At 66.8% G+C, this 21,645-nt stretch carries 20 protein-coding genes; 3 read left to right on the top strand and 17 right to left on the bottom strand.

Annotated features, from left to right (window positions below):
• Nucleotides 1–93: 93 nt before the first annotated feature.
• The 3 genes from K1Y73_RS08815 to hslO are packed head-to-tail and all read right to left on the bottom strand — an operon-like array spanning nt 94 to nt 2,871.
• On the bottom strand, nt 94–1,260 hold the full coding sequence (locus K1Y73_RS08815; protein ID WP_225027919.1) for a CCA tRNA nucleotidyltransferase: 1,167 nt from the start codon (nt 1,258–1,260) through the stop codon (nt 94–96).
• The gene (locus tag K1Y73_RS08810) at nt 1,257–1,853 is read right to left on the bottom strand and encodes a CoA pyrophosphatase (protein ID WP_225027918.1); all 597 of its coding nucleotides are present in this window, start codon (nt 1,851–1,853) and stop codon (nt 1,257–1,259) included. The genes K1Y73_RS08815 and K1Y73_RS08810 overlap by 4 nt, the downstream gene beginning before the upstream one ends.
• The gene (gene hslO, locus K1Y73_RS08805) at nt 1,846–2,871 is read right to left on the bottom strand and encodes an Hsp33 family molecular chaperone HslO (protein WP_225027917.1); all 1,026 of its coding nucleotides are present in this window, start codon (nt 2,869–2,871) and stop codon (nt 1,846–1,848) included. The genes K1Y73_RS08810 and hslO overlap by 8 nt, the downstream gene beginning before the upstream one ends.
• A gap of 81 nt (nt 2,872–2,952) precedes the next feature.
• Between hslO and K1Y73_RS08800 the strand changes: the two genes are divergently transcribed.
• The gene (locus K1Y73_RS08800; RefSeq protein WP_225027916.1) at nt 2,953–3,390 is read left to right on the top strand and encodes an NUDIX hydrolase; all 438 of its coding nucleotides are present in this window, start codon (nt 2,953–2,955) and stop codon (nt 3,388–3,390) included.
• On the opposite strand, the gene K1Y73_RS08795 is transcribed toward K1Y73_RS08800, so the two are convergent.
• Nucleotides 3,391–4,641, bottom strand: a complete 1,251-nt coding sequence (locus K1Y73_RS08795) for a PP2C family protein-serine/threonine phosphatase (protein WP_225027915.1) — start codon at nt 4,639–4,641, stop codon at nt 3,391–3,393.
• 177 nt (nt 4,642–4,818) lie between these two features.
• Here K1Y73_RS08795 and K1Y73_RS08790 point away from each other — a divergent pair, with 177 nt between their 5' ends.
• Nucleotides 4,819–5,148 (top strand): Hpt domain-containing protein, encoded by a 330-nt coding sequence (locus K1Y73_RS08790; RefSeq protein WP_225027914.1) that lies wholly within the window; start codon nt 4,819–4,821, stop codon nt 5,146–5,148.
• Between the two features lie 7 nt (nt 5,149–5,155).
• Here the strand turns inward: K1Y73_RS08790 and ilvA are convergent, their stop codons facing one another.
• Both ilvA and K1Y73_RS08780 read right to left on the bottom strand, forming a co-directional pair.
• Nucleotides 5,156–6,403, bottom strand: coding sequence for a threonine ammonia-lyase IlvA (ilvA, locus tag K1Y73_RS08785; RefSeq protein WP_225027913.1), 1,248 nt, complete (start codon nt 6,401–6,403; stop codon nt 5,156–5,158).
• 37 nt (nt 6,404–6,440) lie between these two features.
• Nucleotides 6,441–7,208 (bottom strand): hypothetical protein, encoded by a 768-nt coding sequence (locus tag K1Y73_RS08780; RefSeq protein ID WP_225027912.1) that lies wholly within the window; start codon nt 7,206–7,208, stop codon nt 6,441–6,443.
• A 145-nt stretch (nt 7,209–7,353) separates the two neighbouring features.
• On the opposite strand from K1Y73_RS08780, the gene K1Y73_RS08775 reads away from it, so the two are divergent.
• Nucleotides 7,354–8,586 carry an argininosuccinate synthase gene (locus K1Y73_RS08775; RefSeq protein WP_225027911.1) on the top strand — a complete coding sequence of 411 codons (1,233 nt, stop codon included), beginning with the start codon at nt 7,354–7,356 and terminating at the stop codon, nt 8,584–8,586.
• Nucleotides 8,587–8,631: 45 nt separating this feature from the next.
• Here the strand turns inward: K1Y73_RS08775 and K1Y73_RS08770 are convergent, their stop codons facing one another.
• From K1Y73_RS08770 to K1Y73_RS08720, 11 genes are all read right to left on the bottom strand, one after another.
• Entirely contained in the window at nt 8,632–9,498 is an 867-nt protein-coding gene (locus K1Y73_RS08770; RefSeq protein WP_225027910.1) for a BKACE family enzyme, read from the bottom strand.
• Nucleotides 9,499–9,509: 11 nt separating this feature from the next.
• Complete coding sequence (locus tag K1Y73_RS08765) at nt 9,510–9,890, bottom strand: RidA family protein (RefSeq protein WP_225027909.1); 381 nt, start codon at nt 9,888–9,890, stop codon at nt 9,510–9,512.
• 13 nt (nt 9,891–9,903) lie between these two features.
• Nucleotides 9,904–11,160, bottom strand: a complete 1,257-nt coding sequence (locus K1Y73_RS08760; RefSeq protein WP_225027908.1) for an aspartate aminotransferase family protein — start codon at nt 11,158–11,160, stop codon at nt 9,904–9,906.
• Between the two features lie 65 nt (nt 11,161–11,225).
• A complete protein-coding gene (locus tag K1Y73_RS08755; protein WP_225027907.1) occupies nt 11,226–13,277 on the bottom strand; it encodes an oxidoreductase in 2,052 nt (683 codons plus the stop codon).
• 72 nt (nt 13,278–13,349) lie between these two features.
• Nucleotides 13,350–14,843 carry an aldehyde dehydrogenase gene (locus tag K1Y73_RS08750; protein ID WP_404819076.1) on the bottom strand — a complete coding sequence of 498 codons (1,494 nt, stop codon included), beginning with the start codon at nt 14,841–14,843 and terminating at the stop codon, nt 13,350–13,352.
• Nucleotides 14,844–15,015: 172 nt separating this feature from the next.
• On the bottom strand, nt 15,016–15,825 hold the full coding sequence (locus tag K1Y73_RS08745) for an IclR family transcriptional regulator (protein WP_225027906.1): 810 nt from the start codon (nt 15,823–15,825) through the stop codon (nt 15,016–15,018).
• Nucleotides 15,822–17,132 carry an NAD(P)/FAD-dependent oxidoreductase gene (locus tag K1Y73_RS08740; RefSeq protein WP_225027905.1) on the bottom strand — a complete coding sequence of 437 codons (1,311 nt, stop codon included), beginning with the start codon at nt 17,130–17,132 and terminating at the stop codon, nt 15,822–15,824. Before K1Y73_RS08740 ends, K1Y73_RS08745 begins: the two co-directional genes overlap by 4 nt.
• A 67-nt stretch (nt 17,133–17,199) precedes the next feature.
• Nucleotides 17,200–18,000 (bottom strand): ABC transporter permease, encoded by an 801-nt coding sequence (locus K1Y73_RS08735; protein ID WP_225027904.1) that lies wholly within the window; start codon nt 17,998–18,000, stop codon nt 17,200–17,202.
• The gene (locus tag K1Y73_RS08730; protein WP_225027903.1) at nt 18,000–19,229 is read right to left on the bottom strand and encodes an ABC transporter permease; all 1,230 of its coding nucleotides are present in this window, start codon (nt 19,227–19,229) and stop codon (nt 18,000–18,002) included. The genes K1Y73_RS08735 and K1Y73_RS08730 overlap by 1 nt, the downstream gene beginning before the upstream one ends.
• A gap of 101 nt (nt 19,230–19,330) precedes the next feature.
• On the bottom strand, nt 19,331–20,368 hold the full coding sequence (locus tag K1Y73_RS08725) for an ABC transporter substrate-binding protein (RefSeq protein WP_225027902.1): 1,038 nt from the start codon (nt 20,366–20,368) through the stop codon (nt 19,331–19,333).
• A gap of 23 nt (nt 20,369–20,391) precedes the next feature.
• Complete coding sequence (locus K1Y73_RS08720) at nt 20,392–21,486, bottom strand: ABC transporter ATP-binding protein (protein ID WP_225027901.1); 1,095 nt, start codon at nt 21,484–21,486, stop codon at nt 20,392–20,394.
• Nucleotides 21,487–21,645: the final 159 nt, after the last annotated feature.

Genomic DNA, 21,645 nt, shown 5'->3' with positions numbered 1-21,645 from the left:
CGGTCCGGTCACGAATGACGGAGTGGGATCCTAAGTTCCATGCTGCGCTTCTCCTTCTGGGTGGATCGGTCCTAGCCGATCTTTCCCGGCTTGTCACGCCTCAAAACCGCCATGGCCGGGGCCAAGAAGGTCGTTTTTGGTCGCATGCAGCCCGGATTGCAGCCAGATCCGCTGCAATTCCGCCAGACGCGCGCCCAGGGCCGCGCCCTGCAGGGCGGGCATCAGATCGGCCGCCGCCACCGGAAACTGCGCCGCGGCGCCGCGCGCGACTTCGGCCTGCCAGGCCCGGGGCAAGGGCTGTTCCAAGGCCGCCGCCCGCAGCAGAACCGCATCGGCGCCGCGATTTTCGCCCAGGCGCCAGCCCAGCGCCGCGGGACTTTCGACCCCGCCCATCGCCGCGCGCAGGTCAGACAGGGCCTTCTCTTCGGTCTTGGACAGCCGCAGCCGATCCGCCGCCGCTTCGCCGCCCAAAGCCGCCAGCCGCCGCAGCGGATCGGGCGCGGCACCCGCTTCCAGATGCACCAGCGGCGCCAGCAGGCGCGGATCGGCCCCGGGCAGAACCCGCGCCAGACAGCCGGTCATGGCCAGGGACGCAACCGCCGGCGCCGGATCGGGCGCGGCCAGCAGCTTCTTCATCTCGGCGCCGACCCTTTCGCGCGAAAGCGTCTCTAACCCGGCCGAAAGCGCTGCACAGGCGGCCAGACCCTCGGCATCCGGCCCCTCGGCCGGATCGCCATACCAGGCATAGAAGCGGAAAAAGCGCAGGATGCGCAGATAGTCTTCGGCAATCCGCGCCGCCGGGTCGCCGACAAAGCGCACCCGCCGCGCCAGCGCATCGGGCAGGCCACCCAAAGGATCGACCAGCGTGCCATCGGCCCGGGCATAAAGCGCGTTCATCGTCAGATCGCGCCGCGCCGCGTCCTCGGCAAGGTCGGTCGTAAAGGCCACGACCGCGCGCCGCCCGTCGGTTTCGACATCGCGGCGGAAGGTGGTGATCTCATAAGGAATGCCGCCCACGACCAGCGTCACCGTGCCATGGTCGATGCCGGTCGGCACCGCCTTGATCCCGGCCTCGCGCGCCAGCGCCAGCACCGCCTGGGGCAGCGCATCGGTGGCGATATCCACATCGGCGACCGGCTGGCCCAAAAGCGCATTGCGCACACAGCCGCCCACCGGCAGCGCCTGATGCCCCGCCGCCTGCAGCAGGGCCAGAACCCGCTGCGTGCTGTCGCGGGTCAGCCAGTCTCCGGTGATCTTCATCGCCCCATCCGCACGGCCAACCCGTGCAGGATACGCGCAGTCGCGCCCCAGATGTAATAGGGCCCCCAGGGCACCGTGTAATAGCGCCGCCATTGCCCCCGCCAGCGCCGCCGCTCGATCACGTAATGCGCCGTCTGCGCCAGATGCGCCAGCGGCACCGAGAACACCTCGTCCACCTCGCCCGCCTCGGGCAAGGGGCTGAAATCGCCGTGCAGCAGACCCAGAACCGGAGTGATCGAAAAGCCGGTCACCGTCTCATGCGGCTCTAACCTGCCCAGAACCGTTACCCGATCCTCGGGCAGGCCCACCTCTTCGCGGGTCTCGCGCAGGGCGGCGGCTTCGGCATCGGCATCGGTCGGGTCGATCTTGCCGCCGGGCAGCGCGACCTGGCCGGGATGGTGCTGCAGCTGCGACGAGCGCTTGGTCAGGATCACCCGCGCGCCGTCGGGCCGCAGCCAGACCGGCACCAGAACGGCCGCCGGACGCAGCTTGCGCCCTTCGGGCAGGCGGATCTCGGGGTTCAGGTCGTAATCCGACGAAGGCCCTGCGGGCCGCGTCATCGCCGCCCGCAGCCTGGCCTCGTCGTCATTCATCCCGGGCGGCCGCCTCTTGCGCCGCGGCATCCTTGGCCAGCGTGCCCTCAAAGCCCAGGGTCTTGGGGTCCAGCTCGTAATGCGCGCCGCAGAACTGGCAATCCGCCGTGACCATGCCTTCCGCCGTCGTCATCTTGGCGATGTCCGACTGGCTGTAGATCGACATGGTGCTGATCACCTTATCGGCCGAGCAGGAACAGCCGAAGCGCACCGGCTGGGCTTCGAACACCCGCGGCTGGTCTTCGTGATACAGCCGCACCAGCAGGTCGGTCGGCGCGACCGAGGGCCCGATCAGCTCCAGCGTCTCGACCGTGTCCAGGATCATGTTCGCCCGGTTCCAGTCGTCGCCCGCATCGCCCGACAGGATATCGGCATGCGTCAGCAGCCCGCCCTCGCCCGTGCCGCCTTCGGCCGCGACGCCGCCATGCTGCGGCATGTGCTGGATCATCAGCCCACCGGCGCGCCAACGCTCGGCCCGGCCCGGCTCGGTCGAGCGGCCATAGGCCAGCGAGAAGCGGGTCGGCAGCTGCTCGGACTGGGCGAAATACGTCTCGGCACAGGCGGAAAGGCTGCCGCCGGCGATCGGCGTGAAGCCCTGATAGGGCAGCATGCCCTCGCCCTGGTCCAGCATCACCGCGAAATAGCCCTGCCCGATCTGGCTGAACGGATCGACGCTGTCGGCCTCAAGCCGTTCGGCATCGAAACTGGCATAGGCGCGGATGCGCGCGGGTTCGCCCTCGGCCTGCGGGCCGTAGTAATCGGTGGCGATCAGCCGTGCCGGCCCGTTGCCGCGCACCTGCAGCGACAGTTTCCAGCGCAGCTTGATCGTCTGGCCGATCAGCGCGGTCAGCAAAGCGGTTTCCGCCACCAGCGCTTCGATCGCCGGCGGGTAGGCGTGCTGCTTCAGAACCTGGTCCAGCACGCCGTCCAGCCGCGCCACGCGGCCGCGGATGCCCGACAGATCAAGCTGGAACGGCAGGACGGTATCGTCCCATGCAAGTTGGGTGCCAATGGCCATGAGGGGGTTTCCTTGGGTTGCCTTGTCTGGCATTCGGGGCCCCATATAGGTGCAATATCCGCCCTGACCAAGAGGCCAGAGATGATCCGCCGCTTCGGAGAGCCGGTTCGCCCCGGCCAGACCTATCGCCGGCGCCCCGGCATCTATGCCGTGATCCTCGACGGCGACCAGCTGCTGGCCACCCATCAAAGCGACCCGATCCCCGAATTTCAGCTGCCCGGCGGCGGCATCGACCGCGGCGAACAGCCGATCGCCGCCCTGCATCGCGAAGTGTTCGAGGAAACCGGCTGGCGCGTCGCGATCCGCGAAAGGCTGGGCGCCTATCGCCGTTTCACCTATATGCCGGAATATGACCTTTGGGCCGAGAAGGTCTGCACGATCTACCTGTGCCGGCCGGTCCGCCGGCTGGGTCCGCCCAGCGAGGCCGGGCATAGCGCGGTCTGGATGCCGGCGGAAACCGGGCTGCGGCTGTTGGCGAATGATGGCGACCGGGCCATGCTGCAGCAGGCGCTGGGCTGATCAACCGCGATAATCCAGCACCAGCGCCGACACATCGTCGGGCAGCCGGTCGGTGCCGGCGAATCCGGCCAGATCCCAGATCAGCGCCTCCAGCAGGGCGCCGCTGTCCAGATCGCCCAGCCGGATCAGCATCCGCGCCAGGCCTTCCTCGCCCAGATCGAAGCCGCCTTCGCCCGGGCATTCGGTGATTCCATCCGACATCAGGAACAGCCGGTCGCCGCGCTGCAGCTGCACTTCGGCATCTTCATAGCGCGCATCCGGGATCAGCCCGACCGGCATCCCACCGCTTCCCACCCGCTCGACCCGCCCATCGCGGCGCATGACCAAAGGATGCGGATGGCCAGCCTGGGCCAAGACCACCGCGCCGCTGCGCAGATCGACCTCGGCATAGGCCATGGTAAAATACTGCTCGACCTGCAACTCCTCCAGCATCAGGCGGTTGAAGGCGGCCATCAGCTCGGCCGGAGCGCGCACCGCCCGGCTGCCATCGGGCAGCAGCTTGAACGCCATGTTCTGATCGGGCGAACTGCCCGACAGATAACCCGCCAGCCGCGCCGTCATCATCGCCGATGCGACGCCGTGGCCCGAGACATCCACCGCATAAAGCGCCACGCGATGCGCATCGATCGGGAAACTGCCGACCAGATCGCCGCCGACATGGCCGGCCGAGCGAATCATCAGCGTCACCGCCGCCCGCCCGTAATCGCGCCGCCGGTCGCGCACCAGCGTCTGCTGCAGTTTGCGCGCCTCGACCAGATCACGGTCGAGCGAATCATACAGCCGCTGCAATTCGTCCAGCGTCTGGGCGACGACGCGGTTCTTTTCCACCAGCTCGGCCTGCATCGAGATGATCCGCATCCCCGCCCGCAGCCGGGCGCGCAATTCTTCGCTGCTGACGGGCTTCGGCACGAAGTCATCGGCCCCGGCTTCCAGCCCATCGGCGATTTCCGCCTTTTCCGATTTCGAGGTGAGAAGGATGAAATAGCCGTAGACCGCGCGCGGCAAGGCGCGGAACTGCTTGCAGAATTCGACGCCGGTCATGCCGGTCATCATCCAGTCGCTGATCACGATATCGACCGGCTCGGTCGCGCACAGCAGCAGCGCCTCTTCGGCAGATCCGCTTTGCAGCACCTCATACCCCCAGCGGCGCAGGAAAACCGCCAGCAGCTGGCGCTGCGCCCGGCTGTCATCCACCACCAGCACCCGGGCTGGCGCCCGCGCCCCCGGGGGATCAAGTTCGCTGTCCTTCAAGATCGCAGAGCCCTGCACACCTGTCACCCGGTCCAGATTTGCCCTGTCCTGCACCCTGGCGCGTTAAGGTGAAGTGAAGCGTAAAATTGGCGCGGACTGCTGCGGCGCGGATTACCGAATGTTAACGCGGGGATGGAACCTTTGGCCCGGGTGAAAGCCGCCATGGCAGGGGGTGCGATGATCGACTGGGACCGTCTGAACGAATTGCGCGCCGAAATCGGCGACGAGGATCTGGCCGATGTGGTCGGCGTCTTTCTGGACGAAACCGACGAGGTGATGGCGCGGATCCGTCTGGTCCCCGCCTGCGAGATGGAGGGGAGGCTGCATTTCCTGAAGGGCTCGGCGCTGAATCTGGGCCTGCGCGATTTCGCCGACCTGTGCCAGGACGGCGAAAAGCGCGCCGCCGCGGGCCAAGCGGCGCCCGTCGATCTGGACCAGCTGGCCGCGGTCTACCAGGCCTCGAAAACCGCCTTTCTGGGCGCGCTGGCCCAGGGCACCGCCGCCTGAGCCGCGGTCAGATCAGGAATTCGGACAGGGCGTCGTCGGTGGTGATGTCGCGATAGGCAAAGCCCGCCGCATCCATCCGCCCGGTGAAGACGGCAAAGTTTTCGGCCCGGCGCGTCTCGATCCCGATCAGCACCGACCCGAAATTGCGCGCCGATTTCTTCAGATATTCGAAGCGCGAGATATCGTCGTCCGGACCGAGCATCGACAGGAATTCCCGCAGCGCGCCCGGCCGCTGCGGCATGCGCAGGATGAAATACTTCTTCAGCCCGGCATAGCGCTGGGCGCGTTCCTTGACTTCGGGCAGGCGCTCGAAATCGAAATTCCCGCCCGAGGTCACGCAGACCACGGTTTTCCCACGAATTTCGCCGGCCAGTTCGGGAAGAACATCCACCGACAGCGCGCCCGCCGGTTCCAGCACGATGCCTTCGACATTTAGCATCTCCAGCATGGTGATGCAGATCCGGTCCTCGGGCGCCAGATGCACCTGGGCGGGCTTGGCCCAATCCAGATGCCGCCAGGTCAGATCGCCCAGCTTCGCCACCGCCGCCCCGTCGACGAAGGAATTCACCTTGTTCAGCTTGACCGGCCCGCCATGCTCCAGCGCGGCCTTCAGACTGGCGCCGCCCAGGGGTTCGACAAAGCGGAACTCCACCCCGGGCGCCGCCGCCCGCAGATAGCGCGTCACGCCCGAGGCCAGCCCGCCGCCGCCGACCGGCAGCACCACCAGATCGGGCGCGCGGCCCAGCTGGTCAAGGATCTCGACCCCCACGCTGGCCTGGCCCTCGATCACGTCGGCATCGTCGAACGGCGCCAGGAACTGCGCGCCTTCGCGGCGGCAGAATTCCTGCGCGGCGGCAAGCGTCTGGTCGAAGTAATCGCCCAGAAGCTCAATCTGCACGAAGGGCCCGCCGAAGGTGCGGGTCTTGTCGATCTTCTGCTGCGGCGTCGTCACCGGCATGAAGATCGTGCCCTTCACCGCGAAATGCCGGCAGGCAAAGGCCATGCCCTGGGCATGATTGCCGGCCGAGGCGCAGACGAAATGACCCTGATCGGGCGCGCGGGCCCGCATCTTGCGCATGGCGTTGAAGGCACCGCGCAGCTTGTAGCTGCGCACCGGCGTCAGATCCTCGCGCTTCAGCCAGATCTCGGCGCCGAAGCGGTTCGACAGGTGGTCATTGCGCTGCAGCGGCGTCTCGGGGAAGAGATCGCGGATCGCCAGCGTGGCGGCACGGGCAGAGGCGGCAAAATCTGTCATGCCCCCGGCATGGCGCAAGCCGCCCCGCCCTGCAAGATCAGACAAGCGCCCGGCGTTCAACGAAATGGCCGTAAAGCGTGGTCAGGATCGAGGCGCCGACCATCAGATAGGCCCATTGCAGCACCACCATCACCACGAAACCGGCCGGGCCGGTCATCGGCAGCGCCTGCAGGATCACCCATTCCAGCCCGATGACGATGGCGATGCAGATCAGCACCAGCCCGGCGATGGTGCCGGTCTGGCCTTGCGTCGCGTTCCAGCCGGTCATCAGCGGCACCCCGCCCTCCAGCGCGGCGCCGGGCAGCGTGACCGACAGGCGCATCGCGATGACCGCGGTCGGCAGATAGACGACCAGCACCGTCGCGGTCAGCAGAAGCGGCATATTGCCGGCCGCCCCGCCGAAAAACGTGCCCAGCACCAGGCTCATCACCAGGCCCAGGCCCAGCGCCACCGGGATCAGCATCAGCCCGATCAGGAAGGAGAAGCCGAAATAGCCCAGCATCCGGTCGGGCCGCAGCACCGGCACGATGCCCGGCTGTTCGTTCAGCAGCACATAGCGATGCCAGCCCACCACCAGCCACAGCCACAGCACCAGCTGCAGCACCATGGCCAGCAGAAGCCGCGCCACCGGCAATTGGCCCGTGCGGATCGCCTCTTCCAGCGCCAGCCGGTCGGTCATCGGTTCGGCGCCCAGGAAATGGCCCACCAGCACCTGCGCCAGCATCAGCACCGCCGAAACCCGCAGCGCGCCGCCCAGATTGCCGAACACCTGCCGCACCGAATGAAGGAAAATCCGCCAGCTCACCGCTTTGCCCCCTGCCTTTTGCGCGGCCATCATCGGGCGCATCCCGGCAACGTCAAGCCACAGCTTTCCGGTCAGGCCCCGGCAATCCTTGTGCTGGCCCTGGTTTCTGCGCTAAGCGCCTGCGAAACCGGGACGGAGCCTTTCCATGTTCAAGCCGAAGAAAGTGGTGCTGGCCTATTCGGGCGGCCTCGATACCTCGATCATCCTGAAATGGCTGCAGACCGAATACGGCTGCGAGGTGGTGACCTTCACCGCCGATCTGGGCCAGGGTGAAGAGCTGGAGCCCGCGCGCCAGAAAGCGGTGCTTCTGGGCATCCAGCCCGAGAACATCCATATCCTCGACCTGCGCGAGGAATTCGTGCGCGACTTCGTCTTCCCGATGTTCCGCGCCAATGCGGTCTATGAGGGCCAATATCTGCTGGGCACCTCGATCGCGCGGCCGCTGATCGCCAAGCATCTGGTCGAGATCGCCCAGGCCTCGGGCGCCGATGCGGTGGCGCATGGGGCGACCGGCAAGGGCAATGACCAGGTTCGCTTCGAACTGGGCGTCGCCGCGCTGGACCCGTCGATCCGGGTGATCGCGCCCTGGCGGGAATGGGATCTGACCAGCCGCACCAAGCTGATCGAATTCGCCGAACAGAACCAGATCCCGATCGCCAAGAACAAGCGCGGCGAAGCGCCCTTCTCGGTCGATGCGAACCTTCTGCACACCTCGTCGGAAGGCACCGTGCTGGAAAACCCGGCCGAAGAGGCCCCGGATTACGTGGCCAGCCGCATCGTCGCGGTGGAAGATGCGCCGAACACGCCGGAATTCATCGAAGTCAGCTTCGAGAAGGGCGATGCCGTGGCGATCAACGGCGAGGCGATGTCGCCCGCCACGATCCTGACCCGGTTGAACGAGCTGGGCGGCAAGCATGGCATCGGCCTGCTGGACTTCGTGGAAAATCGCTTCGTCGGCATGAAGTCGCGCGGGCTGTACGAAACCCCCGGCGGCACGATCCTGCTTGAGGCGCATCGCGGCATCGAGCAGATCACGCTCGACAGCGGCGCGGGCCATCTGAAGGATTCGATCATGCCGCGCTATGCCGAGCTGATCTACAATGGCTTCTGGTTCTCGCCCGAGCGCGAGGCGCTGCAGGCGCTGATCGACAAGACCCAGGAACATGTGACCGGCACGGTCAAGCTGAAGCTGTACAAGGGCATGGCGCGCACCGTGGCCCGCTGGTCGGACCATTCGCTGTACAGCGAAAAGCACGTGACCTTTGAAGAAGACGCCGGCGCCTATGATCAGAAGGACGCCGCGGGCTTCATCCGCCTGAATGCGCTGCGTCTGCGGCTGATCGCCACGCGCAATGCGCGGGTGGCGAAGAAGGGCTAAGGCCAAAGCCGGGGCAGACAGGCCCGCCTGCCTGCCCCCACCTGTTCAGCCAAGCTGGGCCCGCACTTGTTGCGCATCCATCAGATCGACGCCCAGCTCGTCCAGGATCCGCCGCGCCTTTTCCACCATCGCCGCATTTGACGGCGCCTTGACGCCGCGCGACAGCCACACCGCATCTTCCAGCCCGATCCGCACATTGCCGCCCGCCAGAACCGACTGGGCCAGCATGCGAAACGCCATCGCCCCGGTGGCAAAGCCTGTCCACAGCGCATTGGCCGGCAGCAGGCTGCGGGCATAGAACAGCGTCTCGGGCGTGGCGACGAAACCGTGCTTCACCCCCATCACGATCGAACAGAGCGGCGGCTTTTCCAGCGCGCCTTCGGCCACCAGCGTGTTCAGGATCGAGATATCGCCACTGTCGAAAAGTTCGATCTCGGGGCGCACTCCGGCCCCTTGGATCAGCTCGGCCATCCGGCGGATCGACCACAGCGTGTTGATCACCACCTCTTCGCCGAACAGCATCGTGTTCAGATCCAGCGTGGCGATATCGGGCCTCAGCTCAAGAATATGGCGGACCCGATCCTCGGGCAGCCGCAGATTGGTGCGCGGCCCCGCCACGGCCGGATTGTCGCGCGACGGATCGTAGCGGCCGCCATTGCCGGTGGTCAGGTTGATCACCAGCTGGTCGTTCTTGTCGCGGATGCGGTCGACCACCTCGCGGTACAGCGCCACCTCCATCGACGGAAGCTGCGTCACCGGATCGCGCACATGGATATGCACGATCGCCGCCCCCGCCCTGGCCGCATCCAGACAGTCGCGGGCGATTTCCGCCGGGGTGATCGGCAGATTGGCATTCTGGGCGCGGGTGGTGAAATTGCCCAGGACGGCGCAGGTCAGAAACACGGACGACATCTCTGCGGCCCCTATTCCACGACCGCGGTTGCCGCGATCTCGACCAGAAGATCCTCGGCGATCAGCGCGCCAGCCTGCAGCAGCGTGGTTGCCGGGCGGATGTCGCCGAACACCGCCCCATGCGCGCGCCCGACCGCCTGCCAATCCTCCATCCGCTTCAGGAAGACCCGCGTCTCGACCACATCGCCCAGCGCGGCGCCCAGCTCTTCCAGCGCAGCACCAATCCGCGCCAGCACCTCGCGCGTCTGCGCCTCGGCATCGCCGGGATGCAGGGCGCCGTCAGGGCCCGAGGCCGAAGTGCCCGAGACGACGATGAAATTTCCCACCCGCACCGCACGGGAATAACCGATGGCCGCGCCCCAGGCGTTGGTGACCTCGACGGTCTGCCGCATGTCCGTTCTCCTGTTATGCAAAGGCGCGGGGAAGCGCGCGGTCGAATGTGTCGACGATTTCCTGAATGTCTTCGGCCGTCATCGCGGTGGAAAAGGCCATCAGCCCGTTGGCGGCGATCAGCACCCCCGCCTCGAACAGCGCCCGCGCCAGGGCGGCCACCCGTTTGGCGCCATCGCCGGCGGCAAAGGTCGAGCGGAAGTCGCTGAGCGGCGCATCGCTCAGATGCACCCGCCGAAGCGAGCCAAGGCCGGTGACCTGCCCGGGGATGCCGTGGCGGGCAAAGCAGGCGGCGATGCCCTGGTCGAACAGCGCGCCCAGCCGGTCAAGATGCTGGAAGGCCTCGGGCGTCAGATCCTCAAGCGCGGCGATCCCGGCCATCATCGTCATCGGATTGGCGCTGAAGGTTCCGCCATGCGGCACGGCCGGGGCGCCCGCCGTCGGGTCGAAGACCGCCATCACGTCGCGGCGCCCGCCGACCGCCCCCACCGGAAAGCCGCCGCCGATCACCTTGCCCAGCGTGGTCAGATCGGGATCGACGCCGAACCGGCCCTGCGCGCCGTGATAGCCCAGACGGAAGGTGATCACCTCGTCCAGGATCAGCAGCGCCCCGATCTCACGCGTGACGCGGCGCAGCATGGCCAGAAACTCGGGCCGGGCCGGCACCAGCCCGGCGCGATTGGGCATCACATCCACCAGCACCGCCGCCAGCGAATTGCCCTTGGCGCGCAGGATCGCCTCGGCGACCGGCGTGTTGTTGAAGGGAATCACCACCACATCGTCCAGCACGCCCTGCGGCGTTCCGCGCGCCGTAGGCACCGAGACCGGATTGTCGACCTCGCCCCAGGTGTCGGGCCGGGCCTCCTGGCTGGTTTCGGCCGGGTCATAGGTGCCGTGATAGGCGCCTTCGCATTTCGCGAATTTCGGCCGGCCGGTGAAGGCGCGCGCGACCTTGATCGCGTTCATCACCGCTTCGGTGCCCGAGTTGCAGTAGCGCAGCATCTCGACCGAGGGCAGCCGGTCGCACAGCATCTCGGACAGGATCACCTCGCCCTCGGTCGGCATGCCGAAGCACAGGCCCGCCTCCAGCTGGCGCCGCGCGGCCTCGCGGATCCGCTCGGATCCATAGCCATGGATCAACGCGGTGAAATTGCCGACCGCGTCGATGCGCATATTGCCGTCGATGTCGATGATCCGGCAGCCCTCGCCCCGCGCGGCATAAACCTGATGCGGCTGGCGATAGACGGTGTGGCGGGTGTTTCCGCCGGGCATGACCGCCTTGGCGCGATCATAAAGAGCCGCAGATTTCGGAGTGTCCAACATGTCCGGTCAGCCTTTCAGGGCAGAAGGTCGAAGCGAGAGACAGGCGCAAGGTCGATGCGTTCGCGCCGGAATTCTATGCCGGTCTCGAACTCTTCGGCAAAGCGGTGGCCGGTATAGACAGCCTGAAAAATCGCCGCCGGCGCCTCGCAATCGCCGATCCGGGCGATAGGCGGCGCGTCGGCGCGCGCGGCAAGCTCGGTGTACAGGCCCGATTGCGGCAGGCGGGCCGTCACCAGAACCAGCGCCTCGGCGGGCAGGCTGCTTTCGGCGCCGGTGCGCGCGTCGCGCAGGTGAACCCGGTCCGGTTCGGTCATCGCCAGGGCGCTATGGGTGATCATGCGGATGCCCAACCCGTGCAGGCGCTTGGCGGTGCGGATGTTTTCCAGCGTATTGACCGTAAAGGCCGAGACATCGGCGGCCGGCGTCACCAGCGTGACATGCGCGCCCTGCCGGGCCAGCTGCTCGGCGATCACGGCGCCCATGTAATAGTGGTCGTCATCGTAAAGCACGATCTGGCCCGGCGGCGGGCAGCGGCCGCGCAGCACGTCATCGGGCGTATAGGTCGGCAGCAGGGGCGACAGGGGCAGCGGCCGATGCGCGGCGCGCCCGACCCCGTCGCTGCGCCAAAGCGCGCCGGTGGCCAGCACCACCTGATCGGCGCCGAAATCCACAATGTCCTGCGCCGACAGATCGCTGTTCAGATAGATCTGCACATGCGCCATCTTGCCGATCTGCGTCACCCGCCAGTCGCGCACCCGCAGCCATTCGCCCAGGCCCGGCAATGCGCCTTCCAGCGTCACCCGCCCGCCCAGCCGGGTTTCGCGCTCGGCCAGGGTGACCTGATAGCCGCGCTGGCCCAGGGCGCGCGCGCATTCCAGCCCGGCCGGGCCCCCGCCCACCACCAGAACCGACTTTTCCGACCGTGCCGCCGCAATCCGTTCGGGGTGCCAGCCGCGCCGCCATTCATCGCCGATGGTCGGGTTCTGGGTGCAGCGCAGGTTGACCATGGCGAAATGGCTGGACACGCAGATGTTGCAGCCGATGCATTCGCGAATGTCCTCGTAGCGGCCCTCTTCGATCTTCTTCGGCAGGAACGGGTCGGCGATCGAGGGCCGGGCGGCGCCGATCATGTCCAGCACGCCGCGGCGGATCAGGCTGGCCATCGTATCGGGCGAGGTGAAGCGGCCGACGCCGATCACCGGCCGGGTGGTGACCGATTTCACCCCCCGCACGAAGGGCTCGTGGTCGTTTTCCGGCGCAAAGCGCGACGTGGGGGAATCGTCGGCCCAGGTGCCCACCACCAGATCCCAGAGATCGGGCAATTCCGCCAGCATAGAGATGGTTTCGATGCCTTCCTCATGCGCGCGCAGCCCCTCGGCGCCGAACATCTCATCAACGATCAGCCGCACCGAAATCGCCATGCCCGGCCCGCCGCCCTCACGCGAGACCTCGATCAGTTCCTTCAGCAGCCGGGCGCGGTTCTTCAGGCTGCCGCCATATTCGTCCGACCGCTGGTTCCGGGGCGACAGGAACTGGAAGGCGATGGTCGAGAAATTGGCATCGACATTCAGGATGTCGAACCCCGCCTTGCGCGCCCGCACCGCCGCCGCCTTCCACCAGCCCAGAAGGTTGCGGATATCGGCCTTGTCCATGGCGCGGACCTGCACCGGATGCGGCCCGCTGACCGGGCGGTCCATCGGGCCCAGCGGCACCTCGCGGGTCAGGCGGTTGCCGTTGTAATAGGCCGGATAGGCCAGCTGCACCCCGGCCAGCGATCCGTGTTCATGCACCGCCTCGCACATCAGCGCCAGCGGCGGGATATCGCCATCGTCCCACAGCATCTGCAGCACTTCCGGCATCAGATCGCCGGTCGGATGGACCGAGCAATGTTCGGTGTTCACCACCGCCCAGCCGCCTTCGGCCTTGATCCCCCGCATCCGGGCATGGGCCTGCGGGCGCAGGTTGCCCATGCCGTTGCAATGCGGCGTCTGGTAGAACCGGTTGCGCGCGACATGCGGCCCGATCTGCACAGGTTCAAACAGGATGTCGAAGCGGGGATCGCGCATGGCTGCTCCATGGCCCCCGCCAGACCGTGGCGGGGACGCGGGACGAAGGGGGGTTGGGTCAGGACGGCCGGATCAGCGCAGCTTGATCCAGGTCGCCTTCAGTTCGGTGTATTTGTCGATCGCGTGCAAGGATTTGTCGCGGCCGATGCCCGATTGCTTGTACCCGCCGAAGGGCATGGTGATGTTCGACTCGTCGAAATTGTTCACCCAGACCGATCCGGCGCGCAGCCGGCGGGCGGTGTTGATCGCGGTGTTGATGTTGTCGGACCAGACCGCCGCGGCCAGGCCGTAGATCGAGTCATTGGCGATGGCCACCGCCTCGTCGGCATCCTTGAAGGTAAGCGTCGACAGGACCGGACCGAAGATTTCCTCTTGCGCGATGCGCATGCCGTTCTTCACCCCGTCAAACACCGTCGGTTCGACGAAATAGCCGCCCGTCTCGCTGCGCACGCGCTTGCCGCCGGCGATCAGCGCCGCCCCTTCCTTCTGGCCGATGTCGATATAGTCCAGCACCCGCTGCATCTGCTCTTCGGTGACGATGGCGCCCAGCTTGGTTGCGGGGTCCAGCGGATCGCCCGGCTCCAGCGTCTTGCCGACCGCGATGACCTTCTGGATGAATTCGTCCTTGATGCTTTCCTGGACCAGCAGGCGCGACCCGGCATTGCAGACCTCGCCCTGGTTGAAGAAGATGCCGAAGGCGGCGGCGGTGGCGGCCTCGTCCAGGTTGCCGCAATCTTCCATCACGATATGCGGGGTCTTGCCGCCGCATTCCAGCGCGATGCGCTTCATGTTCGACTGGGCGGAATAGCCCAGGAAATACTTGCCCACCTCGGTCGAGCCGGTGAAGGTCACCGCGTCCACATCCATATGCAGGCCCAGCGCGCGGCCGGCGGTTTCCCCCAGGCCGGTGACCACGTTGAACACGCCTTCGGGCAGCCCGGCTTCCAGCGCCAGTTCCCCCAGACGGATCGCCGACAGCGGCGATTGCTCGGCCGGTTTCAGGATCACCGAATTGCCGGCCGCCAGCGCCGGGCCCAGCTTCCACGACGCCATCAACAGCGGGAAGTTCCACGGCACCACGGCGGCCACGACGCCCAGCGGTTCGCGGGTGATCATTGCCAGAACCGTGTCGGCGGTGGGGGCGATTTCGTCATAGATCTTGTCGATCGCCTCGGCATACCAGGCGATGGTATTGGCCGAGCCGGGCACGTCGACGGCAAGCGAATCCGAGATCGGCTTGCCCATGTCCAGCGTTTCCAGCAGCGCCAGTTCCTCGGCATGGCTGCGCATCAGCTCGGCAAAGCGCAGCATCACCTTCTTGCGTTCGGCCGGCGCCCGGCGCGACCAGTCCCCCGATTCGAACGCCGCCCGGGCCGAGCGGACCGCCGCATCCACATCGGCCACATCCAGCGCGGCCACCTCGGTCAGCACCTTGCCGGTGGCCGGGTTGATGGTGCGGAAGGTCTGGCCCGACTGGGCATCGACCAGCTTGCCGCCGATCAGCGACTTGCCGGTAAAGCGGTGGGCGGCGGCGGCGTCATGCCATTTCGAAGGAGCGACGGTCACGGATATCTCACTTTTCGATAACGAAGATCATTAAGCGATAATACTGCGCGAAGGCGCCCGCCTGTCAAGCGCATTTTTCGCCATAAGTAATTGATATAGTTTGATAAAATGCAAAATCGGCCGCCGCGGCGCGCGCGGCTGCCCTGAACGGGATCGCAGGGATATCGGGCGGTCAGCTTGCCGAGGGAAGCCTTGCCCGGTGTTCCAGAAGGGCGGCAAACCGCTGGGCAGCCGCGGCAAGTTCCGTCTCGATCACGGCCTTTTTCTGCTGGATCAGGGCGTGGATCGTGCCGGTCACGCAAAGGCTGAGCTGCACGTCCTGGCCCGGCACCAGGATCGGCACGGCGATCCCGGCGAAACCGTCGACATCCTCGCCCACGCAATAGGCAATGCCGCTGCGGCGCGCCTCGGCCAGTTCCGTCAGCAGCGCGTCGGGGCCGGGTTTCGTGGCCTCGGTGAAACGGTGAAAGCTGGGCCCGACCACCGCGCGCACCGTCTCGGGCGGCATATGCGCCAGAATGGCCTTGGCCGAGGCGCCGGTATAGGGCGTGATCTCGCGGCCGGGCAGGATATAGGGGCGCAGATGGTTGTCGGGCGCCACCATCTCGACGCTGCGGACCGCGCCGCCGCCGAACCTGGCCAGGAAGCAGGCCTCGCCGGTGCGTTCGGCCAGTTCGGCCAGCACCGGGCGCACCACCATGCGCAGCCAGCCATCGCTGGCCCCGGCGAACAGCAGCCGCTCCAGCCTTTCGCCCAGCCTGCAGGCCGCCGAGGGCGGCGCCGTCATCTCGACCAGCCCCACTTCGGCCAGGCTTCGGATCAGCCGATAGGCCGTGGCCTTGGGCAGGCCCAGCATCTCGGCAATGGTCGTCGGCGAGATCCCGTCGGGAAAGCCCGAGATCGCCTCAAGCAGCCGGACATAGCGCTCCAGCGGTTTTTCTGCGGCCTTGCCGGCGGCTGCGGGTTGGTCTTGCACCGTCATTTTCCCCTGGCCATGCGTCTGTCCTGCAGGTCGAAATACTTCATCGCCAGGGGCGCCACCAACCCCGTTCCATTGAAGAAAGGCAATGTCGGGAAGTTTTCGACGTCGAAAGCCGAGTTTCCATCGCCACTACCCAGGATCCGCGCCGCCAGCTTGCGCCCGAACAGCGTGCCGATCGGAACCCCGGCGAAATTGTAGCCCAGCGCGTAGTGAACCCCGTCATGCGCGCCGATATGCGGCATGAAATCGAAGGTGCCGGCGCAATAGCCGGTCCAGGTCCGGCTGATCCTGACGCCGGCCAGATCGGGCATGATCTCGACCATGCGCCGATGCAGCGCGGGGGCGATTTCCGCGCAGGTGCCGTTCAGCCGCCCGGTCATGCCGCCGAACAGGATCCGCTCGGAATCGGGCGCCGGACGGATGAAGTCGATGCTCATCTTGGTGTCCAGGTAGGTGCGCCGCTTCGGCAGAACCTTGTCGATCAGCGCCGAAGGCAGGATCTCGGTCGCCATCACATAGCCGTGGAACGGCACCAGCCGGCGCGCGAACCATTTCAGGCCGCGCGGCGTGTAGCCATTGGTGGCGACGATCACCTGCCGGGCGGAAATCCGGCCACGCGCGCTGTGCAGGATCTTGCCGCGGATGTCCGGCTCGATCCCGGTCACCGCCGTCATCGGAAACAGCCGCACCCCGGCCGCCTTCGCCCGCGCCACCAGCCCGGCATGGTACAGGCCCGGATGGATCGAGCCCAGATCGGGAATGACCGCCCCGCCGACATAGCGGTCCGAGGCCAGTTCGCTGGACATGTCGGCCTTCGAGACCACCTCGTAATCCAGCCCCAGCCGGCGCTTCATATGCTCCAGATCCTTGAGCAGATAGCGCAGATGCGGCAGGGAATTGGCCGAGATCAGCCGCCCGCAGGTCTGGCGATGGCAGGCGATGCCTTCGGCCTCGACAAAGGTCGCCACGCCCTGCAGCGCCTCGTCCAGCTCGCGATAGACCCCGATGGCCTGGTCGGCGCCGACATTCTTTTCAAGCCAGGCGACCGATCGTTTTAGCGTGCGCCCCAGGAAGCCCGCATTCATCCGCGCCGCCCCGCCGCCGATCAGCCCGGCATCGGCGACGATCACATCGGCGCCGCCGCGCGCCAGATGGATCGCGGCAACCATGCCGGTGATCCCGCCGCCGATGATCGCCACATCCGCCGTCGCGACCGGCGGAACCGGCGCGGCCTCGGCTTCCGGCATCGGGGGGGCCGCCATCCACCAATAGGGTTCCTCGCGGTGGTCGGGTGCAAGAACTGTCATGATATCCTGGCCTTGAGGGATGCGGCCCGGCCGAAGCGGGGCAGGAAACGGGGGAAAATGACGGCGGTCATCGCTTTTTCGCGATGACAAGGGCGGCGATCATCAGGGCGCTGGTGATCAGCACCATGGTGACGGCCGCCGCGATGATGGTGGGGTCCAGCTGCTCGCGCAGCCCGGTGAACATCTGTTTCGGCAGGGTGCGCTGGCCGGGTCCGGCGATGAACAGCACCATCACCACCTCATCGAACGATGTTGCGAAGGAAAACACCGCGCCCGCCCCAACCCCGGGGGCGATCAGCGGCAGCATCACGTCGAAGAAGGCGCGGGTCTTGCTGGCGCCCAGATTGGCCGCGGCCTGCATCAGGGTGAAGTCGAACCGGGTCAGCGTGGCGGTGACGGTGATGATCACGAAGGGCATGGCCAGCAGGCTATGGGCGACCACCACCCCGGCGAAGGTATAGTTCAGCCCCAGCGGGCCGAAGAAGATGAACAGGCCCAGCCCCAGCACCACCACCGGCATCAGCATCGGCGCAATCGCCAGCGCCATGACCAGCCGCCGCAGCGGAAACCGCGCATTCACCAGCCCGATCGCGGCCAGCGTGCCCAGCGTGGTGGCCAGGACCGTGGTCGCCAGCGCGATGCTCAGGCTGTTCAGAAGCGCGCCGGTCCAGGTGTCGGACAGGAAGAAGGCCTTGAACCAGCGGCCCGAGACGCCCGGGAATGGATAGGTGAACCAGGGCGCGGAATTGACCGAGATCGGCAGCGCGGCCAGAAGCGGCAGGATCAGCAGCGCCAGTGTCAGCCCGACGAACAGGTACAGCGGCAGGCGCAGATGCAGCGGCAGGTCGGCATAGCGTCTGGGGGTCATCAGAACCTCCCCGAGGAATGGCGGAAGACATAGCGCGACAGGGGCAGCGCGATCACCGTCGCGCCGGCGATCAGCACCAGGCTTAGCGCCGAGGCGAGGCCCCAGTTCAGCTGTTCATTGGTGAAGCGGGCGATGAAGAAGCTGACCATCTGGTCGCCCGGCCCGCCCACCAGTGCCGGCGTCAGGTAGAAGCCCAGGCACAAGACGAAGGTCAGCAGCGCGCCGGCCGCGATGCCCGGCACCGCCTGTGGCATGAAGACCGAGACATGGGCGCTGACCGGCCCCGCCCCCATGCTGCGCGCCGCCCGCACATGGCTGGGCGGAATGGCCCGCATGACCGAGATCATCGGCAACACGGTGAAGGGCAGCTGGATCTGCACCATGGCCAGGATCGTGGCGAAACGGGTGTACAGAAGCGGCAGTGGCTCGGCCGTCAATCCGCCCGCCAACAGCAGGTCGTTCATCACCCCGTTCTTCTGCAGGACCACGATCCACGACATGGTCCGCACCAGAAGCGAGGTCCAGAAGGGCAGCAGAACCAGAAAGATCAGCACCTTGCCGATCATCCCCGACGAGGTTGCGACGACATAGGCCAGCGGATAGCCGATCACCACCGTCAGGCCCGTGACCAGCAGGCTGATCACGATGGTGCGCAGATAGATCGTGCCAAAATCATGGATGCCGTCGCTGGCCGGCTGGCCATCGGGCGTGGCCTTGACCGGCACGCCCAGCGCCCATTTCAGGTAGAACAGCGACCAGGGTGCCGCGCCCTGGTCGATCGCCTGCCAGATCCCGGGCTGGCTCCAGATCGGGTTGCTGCCGGTCACCGCAAGGCGGATCGCGGCCGGATCCTGCGCCGCCAGTTCAGCATCGGCGATCCGGGCAAGGTCGGTCACCGCGGCCGATCCGCCGGCGACGCCATATTCCAGCCGCCGGGCCAGCGGCCGCATCAGCCCGGCCTTCTTCGCCTCGACAAGATCGGCCACCAGCGCCGCAAACCCCGCATCGTCGGGCACACCGTCCGCGGCATAGGCCAAGGCCTGCGGCAGCGCCGCCGACACTTCGGGATCGCTGAGCGCGGTCTTCCCGATGATCGCCAGCGGCACGACCAGAAACAGCGCCAGAAAGGCCAGCATCGGCAGCGCGGGCAGAACCGGCCCCAGCCGGTGGCGCAGCGGCGCCTTTTGCCGGCGCGCGGTCTGGGAAGTGGCGGAGGGGGAAAGGTTCATCGGGCGGCTCGGGATCGGGCGAAGGGAAAACGGGGTGAAACGGCGGGCCGCTTGCGCGGCAGGATCCCGGCACCAGGCCGGGCCCCTGCCGCAGGGATCGGCTATTGCGCGACCCAGGCCGAGAACTTGGCGTTCAGCGCATCGCCATTCTTGGCCCAGAACGCCCCGTCCTGCGCCAGCGCGCCCTCGCTGTTGGCAGGCGCCGAGGGCAGGTTTGCCAGCTGATCGGGCGCGACCAGTTCGGCCGCCGCGGCGACGCTGGGGCCATAGGCGATGTATTTCGCCAGGTCCGCATTGGTCGCCGGCGTCACGGTCGAGGCGATGAAGGCCCGCGCCGCATCGGCGTTCTTGGCGCCCATCGGAATGGTCCACATGTCGAAGCCGCGGACCTGCTGCGACCAGGCAATGCCAAGATCGGCGCCTTCATTGCTGTTGGCATCGGCGATCCGGCCGTTCCAGGCCAGCGACATCGCCACCTCCCCCGACATCAGCAGCTGCGCCGGCTGGGCACCGGCCTCCCACCAGACGATATCGCCCTTGATCGTGTCGAGCTTGGCAAAGGCGCGGTCCACGCCCTCGGGGGTGGAAAGCAGGCTGTAGATATCGGCCGGCGCCACGCCATCGGCCATCAGCGCCACTTCCAGCGTATCGACCGGGCTTTTGCGGAAGGCGCGCTTTCCGGGGAAGGTGGCGGTATCGAAAATGTCGGAAACGCTGGTCGGGGCGGTGGCGAAAGCGTCCTTCTTATAGGCCAGGATCGTGGCATAGACGCTGGTGCCCACGGCGCAATCCAGCAACCCGCCCTCGACCAGACCGGCCGCCTTGAACATCTCTTCCGCGCCGATCGGCTCCAGCAGGCCCTGGTCGCAGGCCGAGGCCGCGCTTTGCGGATCCATGTCGACCACATCCCAGACGACATTGCCGCTGTCGACCATGGCGCGCAGCTTGGCCAGTTCACCGCTCCAGCTGTCCTGGACGATCTTCGTCCCCGTCGCTGCGGCATAGGGATCCATGAAGGCCTTGGTCTGCGCCTCTTGCAGCGCGCCACCCCAGGACACGACCGTCAGCTCCTGCGCCGAGGCCATGCCCGCCAGCAGACACAGCGCCGGAACGGCGGCGGTAACAGATTTCATTGTCATTGTTTTCTCCCAGTTGGTTTTGTTCAGGCGTCCAGCGCCCAGGCATCTTCCCAGGCCCAGCCGACATGGACGCACTGTCCCTTTTCCGGGTGGATCGCCGCCGAATGCGCGGCGCTTTTCACCACCAGGCTTTCCGTTCCGGCCAGATCCACCACGGTGCGGATCTGGTCGCCGCAGAAGATCGAATCGCGCACCGTCGCGGCCAGCGACCCGGCGAAGGGCGCGGCATCCATCCTCAGCGCCTCGGGGCGGATGGCGGCCGTCGACAGGGCGCCCAGTTGCACATGCCCCGTCGCGCGGGCCCGGATCACGGTGCCGTCCTGCAGCCGGAGATGGGCGATCTCGCCCTCGATCGCGGTGACGCGGCCCTTCAGGCAGTTGTTGTCGCCGACAAACTCGGCCACGAAGCGGTTGACCGGACGGGCATAGATCTCTTCGGCGCTGCCCAGCTGCTGCACCCGGCCATCGTTGAAGATGGCGATGCGATCCGACATGGTCAGCGCCTCGTACTGATCATGGGTCACATAGACCACGGTCAGATTGTAGCGCTGGGCGATCTGGCGGATTTCGAATTGCAGATGTTCGCGCAGCTTCTTGTCCAGCGCGCCCAGAGGTTCATCCATCAGCACGATCGACGGCTCGAACACCAGCGCCCGGGCCAGGGCCACGCGCTGCTGCTGGCCGCCCGACAGCTGCCCCGGACGCCGGTCGGCCAGGGCCGAAAGATGCACCGTCTCCAGCACGGCCCCGACCCTGCGGTCAATCTCGGCCCGCGGCACCCGGCGCACCTTCAGCCCGTAGCCGACATTTTCGGCCACGGTCATATGCGGAAACAGCGCGTAGTTCTGGAACACCATGCCGATATTGCGCTTTTCCGGCGGCATGGTGTGGACCGGCGCGCCGTCGATGGTGATCTGGCCGGTCGAGGGATATTCGAACCCCGCCAGCATCATCAGCGTCGTCGTCTTGCCCGAGCCCGAGGGGCCCAGCAGCGTCAGGAACTCGCCCTTGCGGATCGACAGGTTCAGATCCCGCACCACAAGCGTACTGCCGTCATAGCTTTTGGTGATCGAGGACAGCACGACATGGCCGTCGTCTGGCGGAGTCCTGTCAAGCATGTCGGCCTTCCCGTTGTTCTCGATTTTCGAGATTCAATATTATATTTCGATAATACTGCCGGACCGATCCGCCGCTCGTCAAGCGTTTCGTGCCGGGCGAGGGGTGCTGTGCGGCAAGCGGCTGATCCGGCTGGGTTTCCGCGGATCTGCGAAAGGCGA

The organism is Xinfangfangia pollutisoli, assembly GCF_020179405.1.
In the GTDB taxonomy this organism is placed as follows: domain Bacteria; phylum Pseudomonadota; class Alphaproteobacteria; order Rhodobacterales; family Rhodobacteraceae; genus Pseudogemmobacter; species Pseudogemmobacter pollutisoli.
The sequence above is the reverse complement of the archived record's forward strand: the minus strand, read 5'-3'. Positions and strand labels throughout refer to the sequence as shown.

Excerpts from the sequence above, each read along its gene's own strand:
- K1Y73_RS08815 (WP_225027919.1), bottom strand. The coding sequence starts at position 1,260 with ATGAAGATCACCGGAGACTGGCTGACCCGCGACAGCACGCAGCGGGTT.
- K1Y73_RS08810 (WP_225027918.1), bottom strand. The coding sequence starts at position 1,853 with ATGAATGACGACGAGGCCAGGCTGCGGGCGGCGATGACGCGGCCCGCA.
- hslO (WP_225027917.1), bottom strand. The coding sequence starts at position 2,871 with ATGGCCATTGGCACCCAACTTGCATGGGACGATACCGTCCTGCCGTTC.
- K1Y73_RS08800 (WP_225027916.1), top strand. The coding sequence starts at position 2,953 with ATGATCCGCCGCTTCGGAGAGCCGGTTCGCCCCGGCCAGACCTATCGC.
- K1Y73_RS08790 (WP_225027914.1), top strand. The coding sequence starts at position 4,819 with ATGATCGACTGGGACCGTCTGAACGAATTGCGCGCCGAAATCGGCGAC.
- ilvA (WP_225027913.1), bottom strand. The coding sequence starts at position 6,403 with ATGACAGATTTTGCCGCCTCTGCCCGTGCCGCCACGCTGGCGATCCGC.
- K1Y73_RS08775 (WP_225027911.1), top strand. The coding sequence starts at position 7,354 with ATGTTCAAGCCGAAGAAAGTGGTGCTGGCCTATTCGGGCGGCCTCGAT.
- K1Y73_RS08770 (WP_225027910.1), bottom strand. The coding sequence starts at position 9,498 with ATGTCGTCCGTGTTTCTGACCTGCGCCGTCCTGGGCAATTTCACCACC.
- K1Y73_RS08765 (WP_225027909.1), bottom strand. The coding sequence starts at position 9,890 with ATGCGGCAGACCGTCGAGGTCACCAACGCCTGGGGCGCGGCCATCGGT.
- K1Y73_RS08760 (WP_225027908.1), bottom strand. The coding sequence starts at position 11,160 with ATGCCCGGCGGAAACACCCGCCACACCGTCTATCGCCAGCCGCATCAG.
- K1Y73_RS08755 (WP_225027907.1), bottom strand. The coding sequence starts at position 13,277 with ATGCGCGATCCCCGCTTCGACATCCTGTTTGAACCTGTGCAGATCGGG.
- K1Y73_RS08745 (WP_225027906.1), bottom strand. The coding sequence starts at position 15,825 with ATGACGGTGCAAGACCAACCCGCAGCCGCCGGCAAGGCCGCAGAAAAA.
- K1Y73_RS08740 (WP_225027905.1), bottom strand. The coding sequence starts at position 17,132 with ATGACAGTTCTTGCACCCGACCACCGCGAGGAACCCTATTGGTGGATG.
- K1Y73_RS08735 (WP_225027904.1), bottom strand. The coding sequence starts at position 18,000 with ATGACCCCCAGACGCTATGCCGACCTGCCGCTGCATCTGCGCCTGCCG.
- K1Y73_RS08730 (WP_225027903.1), bottom strand. The coding sequence starts at position 19,229 with ATGAACCTTTCCCCCTCCGCCACTTCCCAGACCGCGCGCCGGCAAAAG.
- K1Y73_RS08725 (WP_225027902.1), bottom strand. The coding sequence starts at position 20,368 with ATGACAATGAAATCTGTTACCGCCGCCGTTCCGGCGCTGTGTCTGCTG.
- K1Y73_RS08720 (WP_225027901.1), bottom strand. The coding sequence starts at position 21,486 with ATGCTTGACAGGACTCCGCCAGACGACGGCCATGTCGTGCTGTCCTCG.